Consider the following 16221-nt stretch of genomic DNA (forward strand, 5'->3'; position numbering starts at 1 on the left):
GACCCCCTCTGGACGCCCGCCCACCTATTCCCTATATGTTCACTCGGATATAGGAGAACGCGCAGATGAGCGAAGAGGCAAATCCCATCGAGGGCACACCGCTGATCAAACCGTCGAGCACGGATCACCCGCTGCATGATGCTGTGGTTGAGGCCTGTCGCACGGTCTATGACCCGGAAATTCCGGTTAACATTTATGACCTTGGCCTCGTCTATACGATTGAGATCAATGACGAAAATGAAGTTCTCATTTTGATGACCCTGACCGCGCCGGGCTGTCCGGTTGCCGGCGAAATGCCGGGTTGGTTGGCCGATGCGATCGAACCGTTGGCCGGGGTGAAACATGTCGATGTCGAACTGACATGGAACCCGCCGTGGGGCATGGAAATGATGTCCGACGAGGCGCGTCTTGAGCTTGGCTTCATGTAAACGCCGAGATTTGACCCAGATTTAAGACCCAAAATGGCCTGTGCTGCGGCGGCGGGCCATTTTTTATGGCAAATCCTTTGGGGGGCGTCTTTTGGCCCACGGCCAAAGCCAACGCCAAAGCCAAAGCCGCCACCGCCGGTCCTGCGCCCGCAGCCGCCGCAGCTCTGCCTCACGCAGCGCTTTCTCAGCCCGATAGCCCGTTGGGGCCTGCGCATTGACGCGCGGCAGATTGATCGGAAAGAACGGCCACATCGGCATCTCCACAGTTGCAATTTTAAAGGATTGAAGCGACTGTAACGGCAGAGACATCACCCAAATACCCAACATATTGGCAATTCAGGTTTCAAAAATGAAAGACGCCCTTGGTCGCGGCACGCCAAAGCTGGACGATTATTACCTGTTTCTCGCCGTGGCGGATGCGGGCGGATTGTCGGGGGCCGAAAAGGCCACAGGCACCTCCCAGCCGACGCTGTCCCGCCGCATGGGGGAACTGGAACGTACCCTTGGCAAGCGCCTGTTCGAACGCGGCCCCCGCGGCTACACATTGACCTCACAGGGCCGTGCGTTGTTGCAAGAGGCCGAAGCGCTACGCGAAGCCGCCACGCGCCTCTGCCGCTTTCAACTCAAAGAGACCGCCCCCGAGGTCCGCATCACCGCAGGCGGCTGGACCACGCGCTATGTCGCCCGTCACCTGTCGCGAATATGGACGCCGGAGTGCGCGTGGCGTCCGGCCCTGATGGCCTCAAACTCCAACGTCGACATTGCCCGGCGCGAGGCCGACATCGGCATCCGCAACCGCCGCCCAGAGCAAAGCTGGCTCGCCGGACGCAAACTTTCACCAATCACCTATGCCGAATATGCGGTCGGGCCAGAGGTGGCGGGCTATGTCACCCTGCACCACGATATGCCGACCACGCCGTCGGAACGTTGGCTACGCAGCACGCACTCCAACGAGATCATCGCCACCGCCTCAGACGCCCGCTCCGCCGCCGACATGGCGGCTGCAGGCATCGGCCGCGTGATCCTGCCAACCTTTGCCGGGCGCGATGTCGCGGGCCTCATGCAGGTCTCGCCAGAGATCGCCGCGCTGACCCATGACGAATGGCTGGTCTGCCACCATGACGCCCGCCATGACCCTCCCGTGCGCGCCGCGTTGGAGGGGTTGGCGGAGCTGTTGACGGCCCCGGAACGGTTTGCGGCGTAGCGCATACAAAAATGGTTTCTTTTTCAAATAGAAACCGATATAGGTTGCAAAACGCCCTTCTTTTAAAAGCCCATATGACTCTCACAGTCCTGACAGGCGACATCGCCAAAAGCACAACCCTTTCGCCGGATCAATTTGATGCGGCTCTGCGCGCGCTCGCTGACGCATTTGCCGATATCAGCGGATGGGGGGCGCCTGCGAAAATGTCAAAGCATCGCGGTGACGGTTGGCAAATTGCGTCTGAAGCCCCAAACGAAGCGTTTAGAATGGCGCTTGTCATACGGGCACACCTGCGCAGCATCTCACCCGCCATTGACACACGGCTGGCTATTTCAACCGGATCAGGAACCTTGCCTGAAGCCATAGAAACAACTTCAGACGCAACTTTTGTATTGTCAGGCCAATGCCTTGACCAGATGAAAGACCCCATCCGGATGTCCTACGCAAACGGCGGACCACTTCAAGCCGTGGCCCTCATGATCGACCATATTTCAAGCAGTTGGACAGAAACACAGGCCAAAACCATTCTCCCATTTCTGCGCAGCCTCACCCCACCGACACAAAAACAGGTCGCCGACCTTTTCGGCGTGTCACGACAATCCGTCGGAAAAACCTTGGACGCGGCCGCCTATCACCTCCTGCTCGAAGTGCTGCATACACTGGAAGAGGAAACAGTCTATGCCTGAAACCCTCGCCGCCCTCTTTCTCGCCCATGTTCTTGCCGACTACGTGTTTCAGTCCGCCGCCATGGTCGACACCAAATCCAAACCCGAGACGTTGTTTCTGCATTTTCTCATCGTGCTGCTCACCGCCATGGCCACGACCGGCCACGTCGCCTCCCCGGCGATTTACGCCCTCGCGCTGATCCATGTCGCGATTGATGCGATCAAGGTCAAAGCCTTCTCCGATAAATTCCTGCCGCATATCGCGGACCAAGCGTTGCATCTGCTCACCCTTGCAATCTTCGCCAAAGCCGCGCCGGATATCTATGCCAGCGGAGTCTATGGCGATCTCTCTTGGTTGCCCAAACTCATGCTTTATGCCGCCGGATTGATTTATGTCACCCGCGCGGGCGGGTTTGCTGTGGGCAAATTGATGGCGGGCTTTGGCGACAATCCGATTGAGGAGAGCCTTGATAAGGGCGGGTTTTGGATTGGGCTGTTGGAACGCGGGCTGATTTACCTGTTGTTGATCGGCGATATGGCGGGCGGCATCGGGTTTTTGGTCGCGGCAAAATCGGTGTTGCGCTTTGAAGCAACACAAGATGGCAAAAAAGCGGAATGGGTGATCATCGGCACATTGGCCTCCTTTGGCTGGGCCCTTGCGGTGACGCTCGCGGTGATGTTCCTTGGTGCACAGCTACCAGACCTTGGAATCACGGGCCAAACACCCTAGATTGAGGTCAAAGGAGACCTTCTCATGTTCGGCATTCCCGGAAAACAAGCTGTCACCCTCACGCCAGCCGCAACCAAACAGATCGCGCGGTTGATGGAGAAAGATGGCTCCAAAGGCCTGCGCATCGGCATCAAAAAGGGGGGCTGTGCCGGGATGGAATACACCATGGACTATGTGTCCGACCTCAATGCGATGGACGAGGTCGTTGAACAGGACGGCGCGCGGGTGATGATTGCCCCGATGGCACAGATGTTCCTGTTTGGCACCGAGATTGATTACGAGGTCTCGCTTTTGGAATCCGGTTTCAAATTCCGCAATCCAAACGTGGTGGACGCCTGTGGCTGTGGCGAGTCGATCAAATTCGACGAAAGCCTGACGCAGGGCACCTGATGGCCGCCACGCCAGAGGAGATTGAGCACGCGCGCGATCTTTTCGCGGAGTTGTCCCCCGTCACAACGGGACGTATGTTTGGCGGTACGGCGCTTTATCTCGACGGGGATGTGATGTTTGCCTGCCTGTTGGGTGGGACGATTTGGATGAAATCCGACACCAGCACAGAGGCGGCGTTCGCAGCCGCCGGGTCGCACCCGTTTTCTTATCAGAAATCCGGCGGCACCACGGTGGTGCCCTCCCTCATGTCCCTGCCCGACAGTGCTCTGGACGATCCAGAAGAGGCCGTGCACTGGGCGCGACTGTCCTATCCCCCCGCCCTCAAAGCCGCCCAAGACAAACGCCGTCAAAAGGCCCGAAAAGCCGCGAAAAAGGCCGCGTCATGAGCGTGTCCGACGAAGACATCGCCTTTGTTCACGAGTTGTTTGAGGCGGTGGGTCCGATCAGTCATCGCAAAATGATGGGCGGGCTGTCGATCTATTCGGACGGTCAGATTTTCGCGATCCTCTCATCCGAGGGCCGGATTTACCTCAAGGCCAAGGGCGATTTCGCCGCCGCCCTCGCCTCAGAGGGGGCGGAGAAATTCGAAATGGGCGATGGGCGTGGGATGCATTACTGGACCCTGCCCGAGACCGCACTTGATGATCCAGCGCTTGCAAGCGATTGGGCGCAGCGGGCCTTGGCCGCGCTTTAGACCCGGCCCGTGCTCGCCGCGTTACTGTTCCAAAGCGTCGATCATATCGACCCGCGTGCCGTGACGACCGCCCTCAAATTCAGCGGTCAAAAAGGCCTCAACAACGCTGAGCGCAAGACCCTCCCCAATCACACGCGCGCCAAGCGCCAGCATGTTGGCGTTGTTGTGCTGACGGATCATGCGGGCGGAAAACTCATCGGAACAAACGCCACACCGGATGCCTTTGACCTTGTTGGCCGCCATCATGATGCCCTGCCCCGTGCCGCACACGATGATGCCAAACCGACAGTCGCCGGAGGCCACACGCCGCGCGGCGGCCTCGCCATGCATCGGATAATGCGTGCTTTCGGGTGTCGTCGGGCCGATATCGACCACCTCCCACCCAAGAGAGGCGACATGCGTGGCGATCGCTTGGCGCAACGCAATGGCGGCGTGATCACTGGAAAGAACGATGCGGGTGTTGGCGGTCATGGCGATTTGGTCCCGTTGTGTCAAAGCCGTTGCGCGGCGTGTCTCTGTTGTCGCTTGTGGCGTCAATTTCACCACAATTCAAGACCGCGCAACCTCCCCTTTGCCGCCAAAGCCCGGCCCAAATGTCGCAGATCCCCCGCCTCCGCCCCAAAACGCCGCTCTGTGCGGCACATTCCCCCCGATTTGCGCCACATCAGAGACGTTAGCGCCCACAGTCGCTTGACTAGCCCCAAGAGGCTGCAATGATGCGGCCAACATGGAGAAGGAGAGCACGCATGGGACGCAAACTGGCCGCAGGCAATTGGAAAATGAACGGGCTCAACACCAGCCTCAAAGAGGCGCAGGCTCTGGCCGAGATGTTCCCGGCCCCGAAGGTCGACATTCTGTTGTGCCCGCCCGCGACCTTGGTGGCGCGCATGGCCGACGCATTGGCTCACACCAAAATCGACGTCGGCGGGCAGGATTGCCATATGAAAACCTCCGGCGCGCACACGGGTGACATTTCAGCGGAAATGCTGGCCGATGCAGGCGCGGATTACGTCATTTTGGGTCACTCCGAGCGGCGCGCCGATCATGGCGAGACCGACGCTGTGGTCTGTGAAAAAACCATGGCGGCGGTGATGGCGGGGCTCAAACCCGTGGTCTGCGTTGGCGAAACCTTGGCCCAACGCGAGGCGGGCGAGACATTGGAAATCATCCGCCACCAACTCTCGGCGTCGCTGCCCGACGCGGTGGACCTGTCCAAACTCGTGGTCGCCTATGAGCCGGTTTGGGCCATCGGCACCGGCAAAATCCCGACGCTTGAACAGATCGCAGAGGTCCATGACGACATCCGCGCCACATTGACCGCGCGCTATGGCGACACGGCCAACGATGTGCCATTGCTCTATGGTGGTTCGGTCAAACCGGGCAACGCCGCCGAAATTTTCGCGACCTCAAATGTCGATGGCGCGCTGGTCGGTGGAGCTTCGCTGAAAGCGGCGGATTTTGCCGGAATCATCACGGCGCTCGAAGCGGCCTGACATAGAAACGCCGCGCTCATCCAAAAGCGCGGCGTCCCCCCGCCTTTAGAGCGCGGTCACATCATGATCATAGAGCCAGGCAAATCTTTCCACCGCCTGGCGCGGTGCGATTTGACCGGCAAAGCGCAAAGCGGCATGGCCGACAAAGCGTTTCGCGCCGCTCAAATGGTAGTTTTTTGCATTGGCATTGGCCGCCTCGATCACCCGAACCACCCGCGCCCGACGCAAGGATTGATAGGCCGCAAGCGCCTGATCAAGCGGCAGTTTCGCCAAACAATCGGCCAAGACCCAAGCATCCTCCAAGGCCATATTCGCGCCCTGCGCCAAAAATGGCAGGGTTGGATGGGCGGCATCGCCCAGCAAAGCCGTGCGGTCCGAATGCCAACGCAGCGCCACCGGATGCCGAAACAGGCCCCAGCGCGCGACCTCAGTCACCCGGCCCAAAAGCCCCCTCACACCGGGGCAAAAATTGGCGAAATGGCTCATCATCTCCGCCGGGTCGCCGGGGTGGTTCCACCCCTCCTCATGCCACTCCGGGCGCTCTTCGACGGCCACGATGTTGATCAACGCCCCGTCGCGCAACGGGTAGCTGACCACATGTCGCCCCGCCGCCATATGGACCATCGCCAAAGGGGCCTCGCCGCCCGTCGCCGGAACCGTGGCGCGCCACGCGGTTTGGCCGGTGAAAAACGGTTTGGCCGGACCATTGAGCATCGGGCGCAGCACGGAGTTGACCCCATCCGCCCCAAGCACCACGTCATGACGCGCCTCTTGTTTCCCCGCCTCTGCCCCCTCGGCGAACACAAGGCTCACCCCACCCGCATCGCCATGAATGGCCTGAACGCTATGCGACAGGCGGATGTCGACCGCCAGATCGCGCGCGCCCTGTTCGAGCAAAGAGATCAAATCGGCGCGGTGCATCAACAGGAAGTCGTCATTCGGACGGGCTGTTTTGACATCAAGATGCAAGACCTCGCGCCCCATATAGCCATCCATCAAACGCACGCCCTCAGAACGCATCGCGACCGCGGTCGCATCCAACCCCAAAGCGGTCAAAACCCGCGCGCCGTTCGGGGTGATTTGCAACCCGGCGCCGACTTCGGTGATCTGGGCGGCGCGTTCATAGACCGTGACCTTGGCCCCGCGCAGCGCCAAAGCCCGCGCAAGCGCAAGCCCCGCCACACCCGCGCCGAGGACGGCGATATCCTGACCAATCAACATGGAACGTTCCTTATCTCTGGTCCCGCTGTCGCAAAAGAAAACACCGGGAGATGTCCCCCGGTGTTTGCCATATCTGTGCACAGTCTGTCACGCGCGCATAATGCCGCGAGAGAGGGGAACGGCCTAACCACCTGAGCGATCCACGACTGCGTGATCAATCAATCGTCACATCGCCTGAGCGATCAATCGTCACGATGTACTTTTTCGCGGCGCTCGTGGCGTTCTTGCGCTTCCAAGGTCATGGTCGCAATCGGACGCGCATCGAGACGTTTGAGCGAAATCGGCTCGCCCGTCACTTCGCAATAGCCATATTCGCCCTCATCAATCCGGCGCAACGCCTGTTCGATCTTGAGCACCAGCTTGCGTTGACGGTCCCGTGTGCGCAGTTCAAGCGCGCGGTCGGTTTCCTCAGAGGCCCGGTCGGTGATGTCGGGAATATTACGCGTGCCGTCCTGCAACCCTTCGATGGTGTGGCGGCTTTCGTCCAATAGATCGGCTTTCCACGCCAAAAGTTTGCGGCGGAAATATTCGAGCTGACGCTCATTCATGAAAGGTTCGCCCTCAGCGGGGCGGTAGTCATCAGGCAGGAAAGCTTCGGCCTTCATCTTTGTCACCTTTGTCGTGTCAGTGAGCGCGCCTATGGCCAATGATGTAGTGTCGTCAGCCATCCGGCACCCTCCAATTGCGGCTCGTTTACCGCGTTTGTTCAGGGATGTCACGTCACAATCTCTGTCGCATTGCACCTTTCCCAAGCCTTGTTATGATCCGGCCTATCCCTTGTCCGAGAGCGCATAAAACCGATGAAATTCTCCTCCACCGACAGCTATATTGCCCCCACAGACCTCACCGTCGCCGTGAATGCCGCCATCGCTTTAGAGCGGCCGTTACTGGTCAAAGGCGAACCGGGCACGGGCAAAACCGAACTGGCCCGCCAAATCGCCAACGCCTTGGGGCTTGAGATGATCGAGTGGAACATCAAATCCACCACCCGTGCCCAACAAGGCCTTTACGAATACGATGCGGTGTCGCGCCTGCGCGACAGCCAGCTTGGCGACCCGCGCGTCGAAGACGTGCGCCATTACATCAAAAAGGGCAAACTTTGGCAGGCGTTTGAGGCCGACAAAAAGGTCGTGTTGTTGATTGATGAGGTCGACAAGGCCGATATCGAATTCCCCAACGACCTGTTGCAAGAGCTCGATAAAATGGCGTTTCACGTCTATGAAACCGGCGAGACGGTCAGCGCGAAACAGCGCCCGGTGGTGATCATCACCTCAAACAACGAAAAGGAATTGCCCGACGCGTTTTTGCGCCGCTGTTTTTTCCATTACATCCGCTTTCCCGACATGGACACGATGCGCGCCATTGTAGACGTGCATTTTCCCGGCATCAAAGAGCGGCTTTTGAGCACCGCGCTGAGCCAGTTTTACGAGATCCGCGACACGCCGGGGTTGAAGAAAAAACCATCGACCTCCGAGGTTTTGGATTGGCTGAAACTGTTGCTGGCCGAGGATCTTTCGCCCGAAGATTTGGCGCGCGACGGCAAGGATGCGCTGCCGAAATTGCACGGCGCACTTTTGAAGAATGAACAAGACGTGGCGCTGTTTGAGCGCCTGGCCTTTATGGCGCGCAGTGGCGGGCGGCGTTAACCGCCTTTTGCCTCACTCCGCCTTTTGCCTTACTCCGCCTTGGCTGCGGCTTTGGGCGCGCGGGGCTTTTTCGGCTTGGCGGCGGGAGCGGCGGCGGGGGCGGCGGGTTTGGCCGCGGCCTCTGCCTTGGTCGCGGCTGCCGCTTTGGCGGCGCGCGGTTTCGCAGCCGCCTTTTTGCGCGGGGCCTTCGGCTTTGGCGCCTCAGTGACGGCCGCTGGCATCAGCTCCGCCTGTGCCGCATGCCAATGTTCTTGATCGCGGCCCTCGGGTTGCCCGTCTTTGAGCCAAAGGAAATACGCCGCATCGCGGATGTGATCGTCGGTTTGGGTCTGTTGTGTCATATGTAAATCTGATGGGTTGTGAGGGGTGATGCCAGTGTAGCATCGGGACTAAGCACCCGTGGTTAAGATTTCGTGACAGAACCCGCGGTTTGCACCCCCTTTGGGCGAAAACCGCCGCGCAAATGCACCGAAGCCGCACAGGGCGCATGGTTTTCAGGCAGTTCAAAAACGCACACACGGGACTTGCTTCGGGTCGCACAAAAGATCACAGCTTGCAGCGAGACCCCACAAGGAGTGCCCCATGTCCCTGACCATTCGCCCGCTGACCCATGAGGATCGCGCCCCTTGGGCGGCGCTTTGGCGCGATTACCTGACCTTTTATGAAACCACACTGCCGCAAGAGATTTATGATGCCACATTCGCGCGCCTGACCGACCCGCATGCCGTGGAACGTGGCGCTTTGGTGGCGGAACTTGACGGGCAACTCATTGGGTTGGTTCATTATATTTTCCACGCCCACAATTGGCGGATCGAAGATGTGTGCTATCTCCAAGACCTGTTTGTCTCTGAGGCGGCGCGCGGCACCGGCGCCGGGCGGGCGCTGATCGAAGGCGTTTATGCGCTGGCCGATGCCCATGGCACCCCCAATGTCTATTGGATGACGCAGGCGTTCAACGCCACGGCGCGCCAGCTTTATGACCGGATCGCCACCCTCACGCCGTTCATCAAATATACGCGCAGCTAGAGACCCCGGCGCGGGCTTTGATTTGCTTTTGGCGCGCAGTGCCGTAAATTCTCCTCGAATTGAAGACGCGCGCGCCACAGTTGCTTGGTTTGATCCCTGATACTTAGATTGTCCTGATACTCAGGTTGTAATGCGTAAAGGCATAAGGTTTGACAGATATGAAAACCGATCCCCGCACGGCGCCTGTCCCCGCGCGCATAGCATCGACAAAGCCCCGTGTCTTTCGCCCCGCTTTTGGCCTCCTAAGCCTATCGCTTTTGGCCGCCTGCGCCACGGCCCTGCCGCAACACCCGCCCTCGACGCGCGCGCCCGCGATGGTGCTGGACCTGCCACCGATGAAAGTGTTTTCCGGCACAGCGCCGCGTCACACCACGCGCTCCAATGCCTCGCTGGCGCGCGATTTCCTTGACCTCAGCTTTGCCTTGGAAAACGGCACACCGCTCGCGCAAATGACCCGGTTTGAAGGCCCGATCACCCTGCGCGTCACCGGCGCACGCCCGCCGATCTCGCTGGGTCCTGATCTGGCCGCGCTTCTGCGCCGCTTGGACCAAGAGGCCGGGGTCAAAATCACCCGCGTCTCGGCGGGCAGCCCCGCCTCGATCACCATCGAAACCCTGCCCCACGGCGAATTGGCCCGCCGCGCGCCCAACACCGCCTGTATCGTCGCGCCCAATGTCTCGGACTGGAGCGAATTCAAACGCGCGCGGCGGCCAAATCTGAGTTGGACCAAAGTCGACATCCGCACCCGCTTGGCGATTTTCATCCCCGATGATGTCGCCCCGCAAGAAATCCGCGATTGCCTGCACGAAGAATTGGCACAGGCTCTTGGCCCCCTCAACGATCTCTACCGCCTCGCGGATTCGGTCTATAACGACGACAATATCCATTCGGTTTTGACCCCGTTTGACATGTTGATGCTCAAAGTCACCTATGCGCCCGAGTTACAGTCGGGCATGACCCGCGCCGAGGTGGCCGCCCGTCTGCCCGCGATTTTGAAACGGCTGCATCCGGCGGGCGAAAGCGTCCAGACCCCCGTCCAAAGCCCAACCCCGCGCGCATGGACAGATCATGTGACCACCGCCATGAGCGCGGGGCCGATCCCGGCGCGCAAAGCCGCCGCCGAAGCCGCCGTGGCCATCGCGCGCGCGCAAGGCTGGGACGACGCACGCGCCGGGTTTTCATGGTTTCTTTTGGGGCGTTTGGCGTTGAGTTCCGACCGGGCCTTGGCCCATAGCGCCTTGACGCAGTCGGCGCATATTTACGGCGCGCATCCTGAAACCCGGTTTCATGCCGCCCATGTGGCAATGCAACTTTCCGCGCTGGCCCTCGCCGAAGGCCAAGACCAAGCCGCCTATGAAATCGCCGCCCGCGCCATTCCTGCCGCGACCGAGGCCGAAAACGCCGCCCTCTTGGCCTCGTTGATGTTAACCGAAGCCGAGGCACTGGACGCCATGGGCCGCAGCGGTGATGCGCGCGCGCTGCGCCTCGACAGTCTGGGCTGGGCACGATATGGCTTTGGCTCAGATGCAATGGTTCGGGCCCGCGTCGCCGAAATTGCCGCCCTCGCCCCATAACGGCACGCGGCTTGGTCGGTTTGAGCGCTGTGTTTTGGCACAGCTTTGGCGCAAAGAGCCCGCGCAAGGGAGCAAAAAGATGATCGTAATCCTTCTGGCGCTGATCGGCGGCTTTTATGGCTGGCGGATCGCCAAAAAACGGGACGGCAACCGGCTGGATAAGCTGCAATATGCAGCGGTGTATTGTATGGTCGGTACTATGGTCGGCCTGCTGTTGACCGTGATCATCGAGCGGCTGATCTAAGGGGGCGGACGCGATGTTCCTGCCGTTTTTTCAGAGTTTGCGCGCGGAGGGCATTCCGGTCTCTTTGCGTGAATATCTGAGCTTTTTAGAGGGCATGGATCGCGGCCTGACCCTCTATGACATTGACGGGTTTTACTATCTCGCCCGCGTCACCATGGTCAAAGACGAACGCCACCTCGACCGTTTTGATCGCGCCTTTTCCAAATCCTTTCAGGGTCTTGAAAGCATTTCCTCAGACGACATCTTAAACGCTGTCGATCTGCCCGAAGACTGGCTGCGGCGTGAGATGGAAAAACATCTCAGCGCCGAAGAAATGGCCGAGATCGAAGCCTTGGGCGGGTTTGAAAAGCTGATGGAGACGCTCAAACAGCGTCTTGAAGAGCAAAAAGGCCGCCACCAAGGTGGCAACAAATGGATCGGCACCGGCGGCACCTCGCCCTTTGGTGCCTATGGTTATAACCCCGAAGGCGTGCGCATCGGTCAGGATAAATCCCGCCATCGCCGCGCCACCAAAGTCTGGGACAAACGCGAATTTCGCAATCTTGACGACACGGTGGAACTGGGCACGCGCAACATCAAAGTGGCGATGAAACGGCTGCGCAAATGGGCCCGCGATGGCGCACATGAGGAGCTTGATCTCGACGGCACCATCCGCTCCACCGCCGAACATGGCTATCTTGACGTGCAAACCCGGCCCGAGCGGCGCAATGCCGTCAAAGTGCTGATGTTTTTCGATGTCGGTGGCTCGATGGACGATCACATTCGGGTGGTTGAGGAGTTGTTTTCCGCCGCCCGCGCCGAGTTCAAACATCTCGAATATTACTATTTTCACAATTGCCTCTACGAAGGCGTCTGGCGCGACAATGCCCGCCGCTGGGGCGAGACCGTACCAACGCGCGAAGTGATGAACACCTATGGCAAAGATTACAAAGTGATTTTTGTCGGCGATGCCTCGATGTCCCCTTATGAAATCGCCATGCCGGGCGGTGCCAATGAGCATTGGAACCAAGAGGCGGGCGAGGTCTGGCTGACACGGGCACGCGACACTTGGCCCGATCACATTTGGCTCAACCCGGTGCCCGAGGCGCATTGGGGCTACACCCATTCCATCGGCATGATGGATGAGATTTTCGACCACCGCATGGTGCCGATGACCCTTGCGGGGTTGGAGCGCGGCATGAAGCTTTTGGGACGATAGGGCTTGGCCAACGCGCGCCCTGCCCCCATATTCACATCATGTTGAGATTTACACCCATCCTTCTCGCCCTGATCATGGGCCTTGTCATGTACCGCCTGTCGGCTTGGCGCACTGTGCGTCAGTTGGAAGCGCAGTCCAATGAGTTGGCCGACCCGGAACTGGCGCGGGTGTTCATGCGCTTGGCCAAGGCGCTCGATCTGCCGCGTGTGCGGGTCTATCTCTATGAAATCGACCCGGTCAACGGCCTCGCCGCCCCTGACGGCAAGGTCTATATCACCCGTGGGTTTTACAACAAATTCCGCGCGGGAGAGATCACATCTGAGGAAATGGCTTCCGTCATTGCGCATGAGTTGGGCCATGTCGCCTTGGGCCATTCCAAACGGCGGATGATTGATTTTTCGGGGCAAAATGCGCTGCGCAGCGCCATGGCGATGATCTTTTCGCGTTTCATCCCCGGCATCGGCCCCTATATCGCCACTTGGCTCACGCAAATGTTGGCGGCCAAACTGTCGCGCTCGGATGAATATGAGGCGGACGCCTATGCCTCCGCCCTACTGGTGAAAGCCGGGATCGGCACGGGGCCGCAAAAATCGCTGTTCGATAAGCTCAACCGCCTGACCGGCGCGCGTGGGGCCAAGACGCCCGCGTGGTTCATGAGCCACCCTAAGGTCGAAGAACGGATCAAAGCGATCGAGGCCAATGAGGCGAAATGGGCGCGTTAAGCCGCCCCTCTTTACCGTGATTCAAATACTCAGCCTAACGCCTTGCCCAAACGCGGCATCCGCGCCTTTTTCATCAGCTTGCGCAGCTCCCATGGCTGACCGGACAGGCGCTCCGCCTCTTGGCGCACGGTTTCAACCGCGCTTGCGACCTCATCGGGATAATCCGACCAGAGCCGCCACAAAAAACTGTCCGGGTCCCAGCGTTCGAGGCCCTCTTCGGCCAAGATATGCCGTGGAAAATCCTGCGCGTTCAGAGTGATGATCGCATCGGCATTGCCGGCAATCGCCGCGGCCAAAACATGGATGTCATTTTCGTCTTTGAGATGAAGCCGCGCCTCAAGCCCTTCGTGGCGCTTGACCGACGCGTTGGGAAAGGCAGCTTTGACCAAAGCGACTTCGCCGCGCGCCTGCGCCTCGCCTGTGGGGCCGATTTTACGCGCGGCGCGGGCCCATTCTTCCAAAATACGATCCGACCATAGCGGTGTGAAAAGCCCCTTGGACGCCACGGTCAAAAGCACCTCCCGCATGACGGTGGGGTACAAGACACAGGCATCCAAAAGCACTTTCATATCAAGGTCTTCCCCGCCGATCTTACGGCATCATGCGGTAGAACAGGGCTTTCAAATAACCGCTCTCGGCGAGCTGCGGCATGAGCGGATGATCGGCGCCGGCAAAGCCCGTATGGATCAATTGCGCCGAACGTGCGGCGCGACCAATGCCACGGTTACAGGCGTTGCGGAAGGTCTCAAGATCGGCGGCATGGGAGCAAGAGCACAGGCCCAAATAGCCGCCTTCGCGCACCAAGGGGGCCGCCATCCGCGCCACCCGTTCATAGGCGCGCATCCCTTTTTCAATGGCGTTTTTCGACGGCGCAAAGGCGGGCGGATCACAGATCACCACGTCAAATGTTTCGCCCTCTTCCAACAGCGCGGCCATGGTGTCGAACGCGTCGCCCTTGCGGGTGGCAAAGCGATCTGTCGCCCCCATCGCCGCCGCGCCCTGTTCCGCCAGTTCAAGTGCCGGCGCAGAGCTGTCAACGGACAGCGCCGAAGCCGCACCCCCCGCGAGTGTGGCCAAGGCAAAGCCACCGACATGCGAGAAGACGTCCAAAACCTTTTGACCCTTGCCAAGACGCCCAGCAAAAACGTGGTTCTGGCGTTGATCGTAGAACAGCCCGGTTTTTTGCCCGCCCATGATGTCGGCCATATAGGTGGCCCCGTTCATCTGAACCGGGATCGGGCCATCCACCGCGCCCGTGAGGATTTCGGTCTTTTCTTCCAAGCCCTCAAGCCCGCGCGCGCGGCCCGTGCCGTTCATCACCACAGTGGAGACGCCGGTCACTTGGCGCAAAGCGGCGGTGAGCATGTCGATGCGCACATCGGCCCAGGCGGCGTTGGGTTGCACGACACAGGTGTCCCCGAACCGATCAATCACCACGCCCGGAAGGCCATCGGCCTCGGCATGGACCAGCCGATAAAACGGCGCATCGAACATATGCGCGCGGTGCTTCAGTGCTGCGGTGAATTTGGCCACAAACCACGCCTCGTCAATCTGCTCATCTTCTTCGCGGGCCAAGACCCGGCCGAAAATGCGTGAATTGGGATTGACGGCGACGAGGGCCAGAAAATGGCGTTCTGCGTCTTCCAGCCGGGCGATGGTGCCGGGCAGGATGGATTTGGTGCGGCGATCGACGACCAATTCATTGTCATAGACCCAAGGAGCACCGTGGCGAATGGCCCGGGCGTTGGCTTTGGGTTTGAGGCGAATGGTCGGAATGGAAAATGAGGGCTCTGTCATAGAGCCCTCATATCTGGGTTCTGGCCCTCAGGACAAGAGGGATCAGTGCCGAAGGATCAGAGCGTCATCGGTTTGCCCAGTTCCGCTTGGATCACTTGCGCCAGATGGGCATCAATCCGCGATTTTTGGGTGATGCCGGCACGGTCGGCCACAATGGCGGCGTTTCCCCCCAGCGCATCAAGCGTGGCGTTGACCATATGCGCGGGCACAATCACCGCACCGGTGTTGGCATCGCGCACCGTCAACAGGAATTCGATCTCATGTTTGCTGGGCAGATTGGAATAGCGCACCCGTTCGGTTTGCGCATGAAACCGGACCAATTGAACATCCAGAGTCACCGCTTTTTGACCCGAAAGCGTTTTCGCGCCCTGCATCAAGCCCGCTTCCATCACCGCTTTGACCTGCGCGTAGCGATCGCCATAGGGATCTTCGCGCCACACGATGTCAGCGCGCGGTTTGATGCCATTGTCTTCAGACACGGTCAACGTGTCGGGCACGACGACATGGACCTGTGTGACGCGAAAATCCGGCGCGACCAAAACCGCATCGGCGGTCGGTAACGTGGCTCCAAGCGGCGCGCTCAACGGCACGGCGCGGGAGATTGTGTCCGTTGTGCAGGCGCTGGTGGCGGCTGCGAGTGTCAGGGCTGCGGCGAGTTTGATGAGCTTTTTCATGTTCGGCCTCCGGGGGATGTCCCCTCTTCATTCATGGTTAATTTCCATAAAGATTGAGGCAGAAATAAGAAAATCCCGGAGCATTTCCGGGATTTCATAGGTGTTTTGGTCACTTACCGCTCTGCGCCCCTGAGGGCATCCGCGGTCTGGGCGTCAGGCCAATTTGGAGGCATGCGACTTGGAGGCATGCGACGCAGCAAAACGGCGGCGCAGCCATTTGCCAAACGCCAGAACCATCTCGCGTGCGGCCTCAGCGCGCATTTGATGGGCCTGCTGCTCGATGGCGAATGTGTCGATATAAGCAACGCTGCGCGTGTCTGTGTGAGTGTTCATAGGATCATCCTTTTCAAATTCTGGTGCCGATCTGATCGACCACCGGACCAATGTGTTGATCCTCCCGTTGCGTTTGAAATTAGGTCATCACATCTGACATGACGAGAGACAATCCCGAAGACCCGCCATGCGTCAGTCGCAAAGCCTTTGCACGCATCCCTTATCTCTGGCAGGTTGGGACC

Annotated in this window: 23 protein-coding genes; 14 read left to right on the forward strand and 9 right to left on the reverse strand. The window is 59.6% G+C overall.

Annotated features, from left to right (window positions below; all coding sequences use genetic code 11):
* Positions 1–65 precede the first annotated feature (65 nt).
* Positions 66–428, forward strand: a complete 363-nt coding sequence (locus tag BLT54_RS13910) for an SUF system Fe-S cluster assembly protein (RefSeq protein WP_074645910.1) — start codon at positions 66–68, stop codon at positions 426–428.
* 63 nt (positions 429–491) lie between these two features.
* On the opposite strand, the gene BLT54_RS13915 is transcribed toward BLT54_RS13910, so the two are convergent.
* Positions 492–680, reverse strand: coding sequence for a hypothetical protein (locus tag BLT54_RS13915; RefSeq protein ID WP_143026821.1), 189 nt, complete (start codon positions 678–680; stop codon positions 492–494).
* A gap of 97 nt (positions 681–777) precedes the next feature.
* Here BLT54_RS13915 and BLT54_RS13920 point away from each other — a divergent pair, with 97 nt between their 5' ends.
* From BLT54_RS13920 to BLT54_RS13945, 6 genes are read left to right on the forward strand one after another with little or no spacing between them, the layout of a single operon-like run.
* Positions 778–1632, forward strand: coding sequence for a LysR family transcriptional regulator (locus tag BLT54_RS13920; RefSeq protein WP_074645912.1), 855 nt, complete (start codon positions 778–780; stop codon positions 1630–1632).
* Between the two features lie 11 nt (positions 1633–1643).
* Complete coding sequence (locus BLT54_RS13925) at positions 1644–2318, forward strand: MarR family transcriptional regulator (protein ID WP_143026822.1); 675 nt, start codon at positions 1644–1646, stop codon at positions 2316–2318.
* Positions 2311–3027 carry a DUF3307 domain-containing protein gene (locus tag BLT54_RS13930; protein ID WP_074645914.1) on the forward strand — a complete coding sequence of 239 codons (717 nt, stop codon included), beginning with the start codon at positions 2311–2313 and terminating at the stop codon, positions 3025–3027. The genes BLT54_RS13925 and BLT54_RS13930 overlap by 8 nt, the downstream gene beginning before the upstream one ends.
* A gap of 24 nt (positions 3028–3051) precedes the next feature.
* Positions 3052–3417 carry a HesB/IscA family protein gene (locus tag BLT54_RS13935; protein ID WP_074645915.1) on the forward strand — a complete coding sequence of 122 codons (366 nt, stop codon included), beginning with the start codon at positions 3052–3054 and terminating at the stop codon, positions 3415–3417.
* The gene (locus tag BLT54_RS13940) at positions 3417–3803 is read left to right on the forward strand and encodes a TfoX/Sxy family protein (RefSeq protein WP_074645916.1); all 387 of its coding nucleotides are present in this window, start codon (positions 3417–3419) and stop codon (positions 3801–3803) included. Before BLT54_RS13935 ends, BLT54_RS13940 begins: the two co-directional genes overlap by 1 nt.
* The gene (locus BLT54_RS13945) at positions 3800–4111 is read left to right on the forward strand and encodes a TfoX/Sxy family protein (RefSeq protein WP_074645917.1); all 312 of its coding nucleotides are present in this window, start codon (positions 3800–3802) and stop codon (positions 4109–4111) included. Before BLT54_RS13940 ends, BLT54_RS13945 begins: the two co-directional genes overlap by 4 nt.
* Positions 4112–4132: 21 nt before the next feature.
* On the opposite strand, the gene rpiB is transcribed toward BLT54_RS13945, so the two are convergent.
* The gene (gene rpiB, locus BLT54_RS13950) at positions 4133–4582 is read right to left on the reverse strand and encodes a ribose 5-phosphate isomerase B (protein ID WP_074646041.1); all 450 of its coding nucleotides are present in this window, start codon (positions 4580–4582) and stop codon (positions 4133–4135) included.
* Positions 4583–4857: 275 nt separating this feature from the next.
* Here rpiB and tpiA point away from each other — a divergent pair, with 275 nt between their 5' ends.
* The gene (gene tpiA, locus BLT54_RS13955) at positions 4858–5604 is read left to right on the forward strand and encodes a triose-phosphate isomerase (protein WP_074645918.1); all 747 of its coding nucleotides are present in this window, start codon (positions 4858–4860) and stop codon (positions 5602–5604) included.
* A 45-nt stretch (positions 5605–5649) separates the two neighbouring features.
* Here the strand turns inward: tpiA and BLT54_RS13960 are convergent, their stop codons facing one another.
* Together BLT54_RS13960 and dksA are read right to left on the reverse strand one after the other, a co-directional pair.
* Positions 5650–6825 carry an FAD-dependent oxidoreductase gene (locus BLT54_RS13960; protein WP_074645919.1) on the reverse strand — a complete coding sequence of 392 codons (1176 nt, stop codon included), beginning with the start codon at positions 6823–6825 and terminating at the stop codon, positions 5650–5652.
* A 182-nt stretch (positions 6826–7007) separates the two neighbouring features.
* On the reverse strand, positions 7008–7430 hold the full coding sequence (dksA, locus tag BLT54_RS13965) for an RNA polymerase-binding protein DksA (RefSeq protein ID WP_009571650.1): 423 nt from the start codon (positions 7428–7430) through the stop codon (positions 7008–7010).
* Positions 7431–7625: 195 nt separating this feature from the next.
* Between dksA and BLT54_RS13970 the strand changes: the two genes are divergently transcribed.
* A complete protein-coding gene (locus BLT54_RS13970) occupies positions 7626–8471 on the forward strand; it encodes an AAA family ATPase (protein WP_074645920.1) in 846 nt (281 codons plus the stop codon).
* Positions 8472–8500: 29 nt separating this feature from the next.
* Here BLT54_RS13970 and BLT54_RS13975 read toward each other — a convergent pair whose 3' ends face one another.
* Positions 8501–8812 carry a DUF2934 domain-containing protein gene (locus tag BLT54_RS13975; RefSeq protein WP_074645921.1) on the reverse strand — a complete coding sequence of 104 codons (312 nt, stop codon included), beginning with the start codon at positions 8810–8812 and terminating at the stop codon, positions 8501–8503.
* A 241-nt stretch (positions 8813–9053) separates the two neighbouring features.
* Here BLT54_RS13975 and BLT54_RS13980 point away from each other — a divergent pair, with 241 nt between their 5' ends.
* The 5 genes from BLT54_RS13980 to BLT54_RS14000 all read left to right on the forward strand — a co-directional run bounded on the left by BLT54_RS13980 (position 9054) and on the right by BLT54_RS14000 (position 13235).
* A complete protein-coding gene (locus tag BLT54_RS13980) occupies positions 9054–9497 on the forward strand; it encodes a GNAT family N-acetyltransferase (protein WP_074645922.1) in 444 nt (147 codons plus the stop codon).
* Between the two features lie 158 nt (positions 9498–9655).
* Positions 9656–11071, forward strand: a complete 1416-nt coding sequence (locus tag BLT54_RS13985) for a DUF2927 domain-containing protein (RefSeq protein WP_083351822.1) — start codon at positions 9656–9658, stop codon at positions 11069–11071.
* Positions 11072–11150: 79 nt separating this feature from the next.
* Positions 11151–11315, forward strand: coding sequence for an apolipoprotein acyltransferase (locus BLT54_RS13990; RefSeq protein WP_074646043.1), 165 nt, complete (start codon positions 11151–11153; stop codon positions 11313–11315).
* 13 nt (positions 11316–11328) lie between these two features.
* Entirely contained in the window at positions 11329–12513 is a 1185-nt protein-coding gene (locus tag BLT54_RS13995; RefSeq protein WP_074645923.1) for a vWA domain-containing protein, read from the forward strand.
* A gap of 38 nt (positions 12514–12551) precedes the next feature.
* On the forward strand, positions 12552–13235 hold the full coding sequence (locus BLT54_RS14000; RefSeq protein WP_074645924.1) for a M48 family metallopeptidase: 684 nt from the start codon (positions 12552–12554) through the stop codon (positions 13233–13235).
* A gap of 29 nt (positions 13236–13264) precedes the next feature.
* Here the strand turns inward: BLT54_RS14000 and BLT54_RS14005 are convergent, their stop codons facing one another.
* The 4 genes from BLT54_RS14005 to BLT54_RS14020 form a co-directional block, all read right to left on the reverse strand.
* Entirely contained in the window at positions 13265–13804 is a 540-nt protein-coding gene (locus tag BLT54_RS14005; protein ID WP_074645925.1) for an RSP_2648 family PIN domain-containing protein, read from the reverse strand.
* Between the two features lie 22 nt (positions 13805–13826).
* Positions 13827–15032 (reverse strand): RSP_2647 family RNA methyltransferase, encoded by a 1206-nt coding sequence (locus tag BLT54_RS14010; protein ID WP_074645926.1) that lies wholly within the window; start codon positions 15030–15032, stop codon positions 13827–13829.
* Positions 15033–15088: 56 nt separating this feature from the next.
* Positions 15089–15706, reverse strand: coding sequence for a DUF6778 family protein (locus BLT54_RS14015; RefSeq protein ID WP_074645927.1), 618 nt, complete (start codon positions 15704–15706; stop codon positions 15089–15091).
* A gap of 153 nt (positions 15707–15859) precedes the next feature.
* Positions 15860–16039, reverse strand: coding sequence for an RSP_7527 family protein (locus tag BLT54_RS14020; protein ID WP_074645928.1), 180 nt, complete (start codon positions 16037–16039; stop codon positions 15860–15862).
* Between the last annotated feature and the right edge of the window lie 182 nt (positions 16040–16221).

It is taken from the genome of Celeribacter baekdonensis, from assembly GCF_900102315.1.
GTDB classification, from domain to species: domain Bacteria; phylum Pseudomonadota; class Alphaproteobacteria; order Rhodobacterales; family Rhodobacteraceae; genus Celeribacter; species Celeribacter baekdonensis.

What these genes read in the sequence shown, in the direction of transcription:
- BLT54_RS13910 (WP_074645910.1), top strand. Translation starts at nt 66, where the DNA reads ATGAGCGAAGAGGCAAATCCCATCGAGGGCACACCGCTGATCAAACCG.
- BLT54_RS13915 (WP_143026821.1), bottom strand. Translation starts at nt 680, where the DNA reads ATGTGGCCGTTCTTTCCGATCAATCTGCCGCGCGTCAATGCGCAGGCC.
- BLT54_RS13920 (WP_074645912.1), top strand. Translation starts at nt 778, where the DNA reads ATGAAAGACGCCCTTGGTCGCGGCACGCCAAAGCTGGACGATTATTAC.
- BLT54_RS13925 (WP_143026822.1), top strand. Translation starts at nt 1,644, where the DNA reads ATGGTTTCTTTTTCAAATAGAAACCGATATAGGTTGCAAAACGCCCTT.
- BLT54_RS13930 (WP_074645914.1), top strand. Translation starts at nt 2,311, where the DNA reads ATGCCTGAAACCCTCGCCGCCCTCTTTCTCGCCCATGTTCTTGCCGAC.
- BLT54_RS13935 (WP_074645915.1), top strand. Translation starts at nt 3,052, where the DNA reads ATGTTCGGCATTCCCGGAAAACAAGCTGTCACCCTCACGCCAGCCGCA.
- BLT54_RS13940 (WP_074645916.1), top strand. Translation starts at nt 3,417, where the DNA reads ATGGCCGCCACGCCAGAGGAGATTGAGCACGCGCGCGATCTTTTCGCG.
- BLT54_RS13945 (WP_074645917.1), top strand. Translation starts at nt 3,800, where the DNA reads ATGAGCGTGTCCGACGAAGACATCGCCTTTGTTCACGAGTTGTTTGAG.
- rpiB (WP_074646041.1), bottom strand. Translation starts at nt 4,582, where the DNA reads ATGACCGCCAACACCCGCATCGTTCTTTCCAGTGATCACGCCGCCATT.
- tpiA (WP_074645918.1), top strand. Translation starts at nt 4,858, where the DNA reads ATGGGACGCAAACTGGCCGCAGGCAATTGGAAAATGAACGGGCTCAAC.
- BLT54_RS13960 (WP_074645919.1), bottom strand. Translation starts at nt 6,825, where the DNA reads ATGTTGATTGGTCAGGATATCGCCGTCCTCGGCGCGGGTGTGGCGGGG.
- dksA (WP_009571650.1), bottom strand. Translation starts at nt 7,430, where the DNA reads ATGAAGGCCGAAGCTTTCCTGCCTGATGACTACCGCCCCGCTGAGGGC.
- BLT54_RS13970 (WP_074645920.1), top strand. Translation starts at nt 7,626, where the DNA reads ATGAAATTCTCCTCCACCGACAGCTATATTGCCCCCACAGACCTCACC.
- BLT54_RS13975 (WP_074645921.1), bottom strand. Translation starts at nt 8,812, where the DNA reads ATGACACAACAGACCCAAACCGACGATCACATCCGCGATGCGGCGTAT.
- BLT54_RS13980 (WP_074645922.1), top strand. Translation starts at nt 9,054, where the DNA reads ATGTCCCTGACCATTCGCCCGCTGACCCATGAGGATCGCGCCCCTTGG.
- BLT54_RS13985 (WP_083351822.1), top strand. Translation starts at nt 9,656, where the DNA reads ATGAAAACCGATCCCCGCACGGCGCCTGTCCCCGCGCGCATAGCATCG.
- BLT54_RS13990 (WP_074646043.1), top strand. Translation starts at nt 11,151, where the DNA reads ATGATCGTAATCCTTCTGGCGCTGATCGGCGGCTTTTATGGCTGGCGG.
- BLT54_RS13995 (WP_074645923.1), top strand. Translation starts at nt 11,329, where the DNA reads ATGTTCCTGCCGTTTTTTCAGAGTTTGCGCGCGGAGGGCATTCCGGTC.
- BLT54_RS14000 (WP_074645924.1), top strand. Translation starts at nt 12,552, where the DNA reads ATGTTGAGATTTACACCCATCCTTCTCGCCCTGATCATGGGCCTTGTC.
- BLT54_RS14005 (WP_074645925.1), bottom strand. Translation starts at nt 13,804, where the DNA reads ATGAAAGTGCTTTTGGATGCCTGTGTCTTGTACCCCACCGTCATGCGG.
- BLT54_RS14010 (WP_074645926.1), bottom strand. Translation starts at nt 15,032, where the DNA reads ATGACAGAGCCCTCATTTTCCATTCCGACCATTCGCCTCAAACCCAAA.
- BLT54_RS14015 (WP_074645927.1), bottom strand. Translation starts at nt 15,706, where the DNA reads ATGAAAAAGCTCATCAAACTCGCCGCAGCCCTGACACTCGCAGCCGCC.
- BLT54_RS14020 (WP_074645928.1), bottom strand. Translation starts at nt 16,039, where the DNA reads ATGAACACTCACACAGACACGCGCAGCGTTGCTTATATCGACACATTC.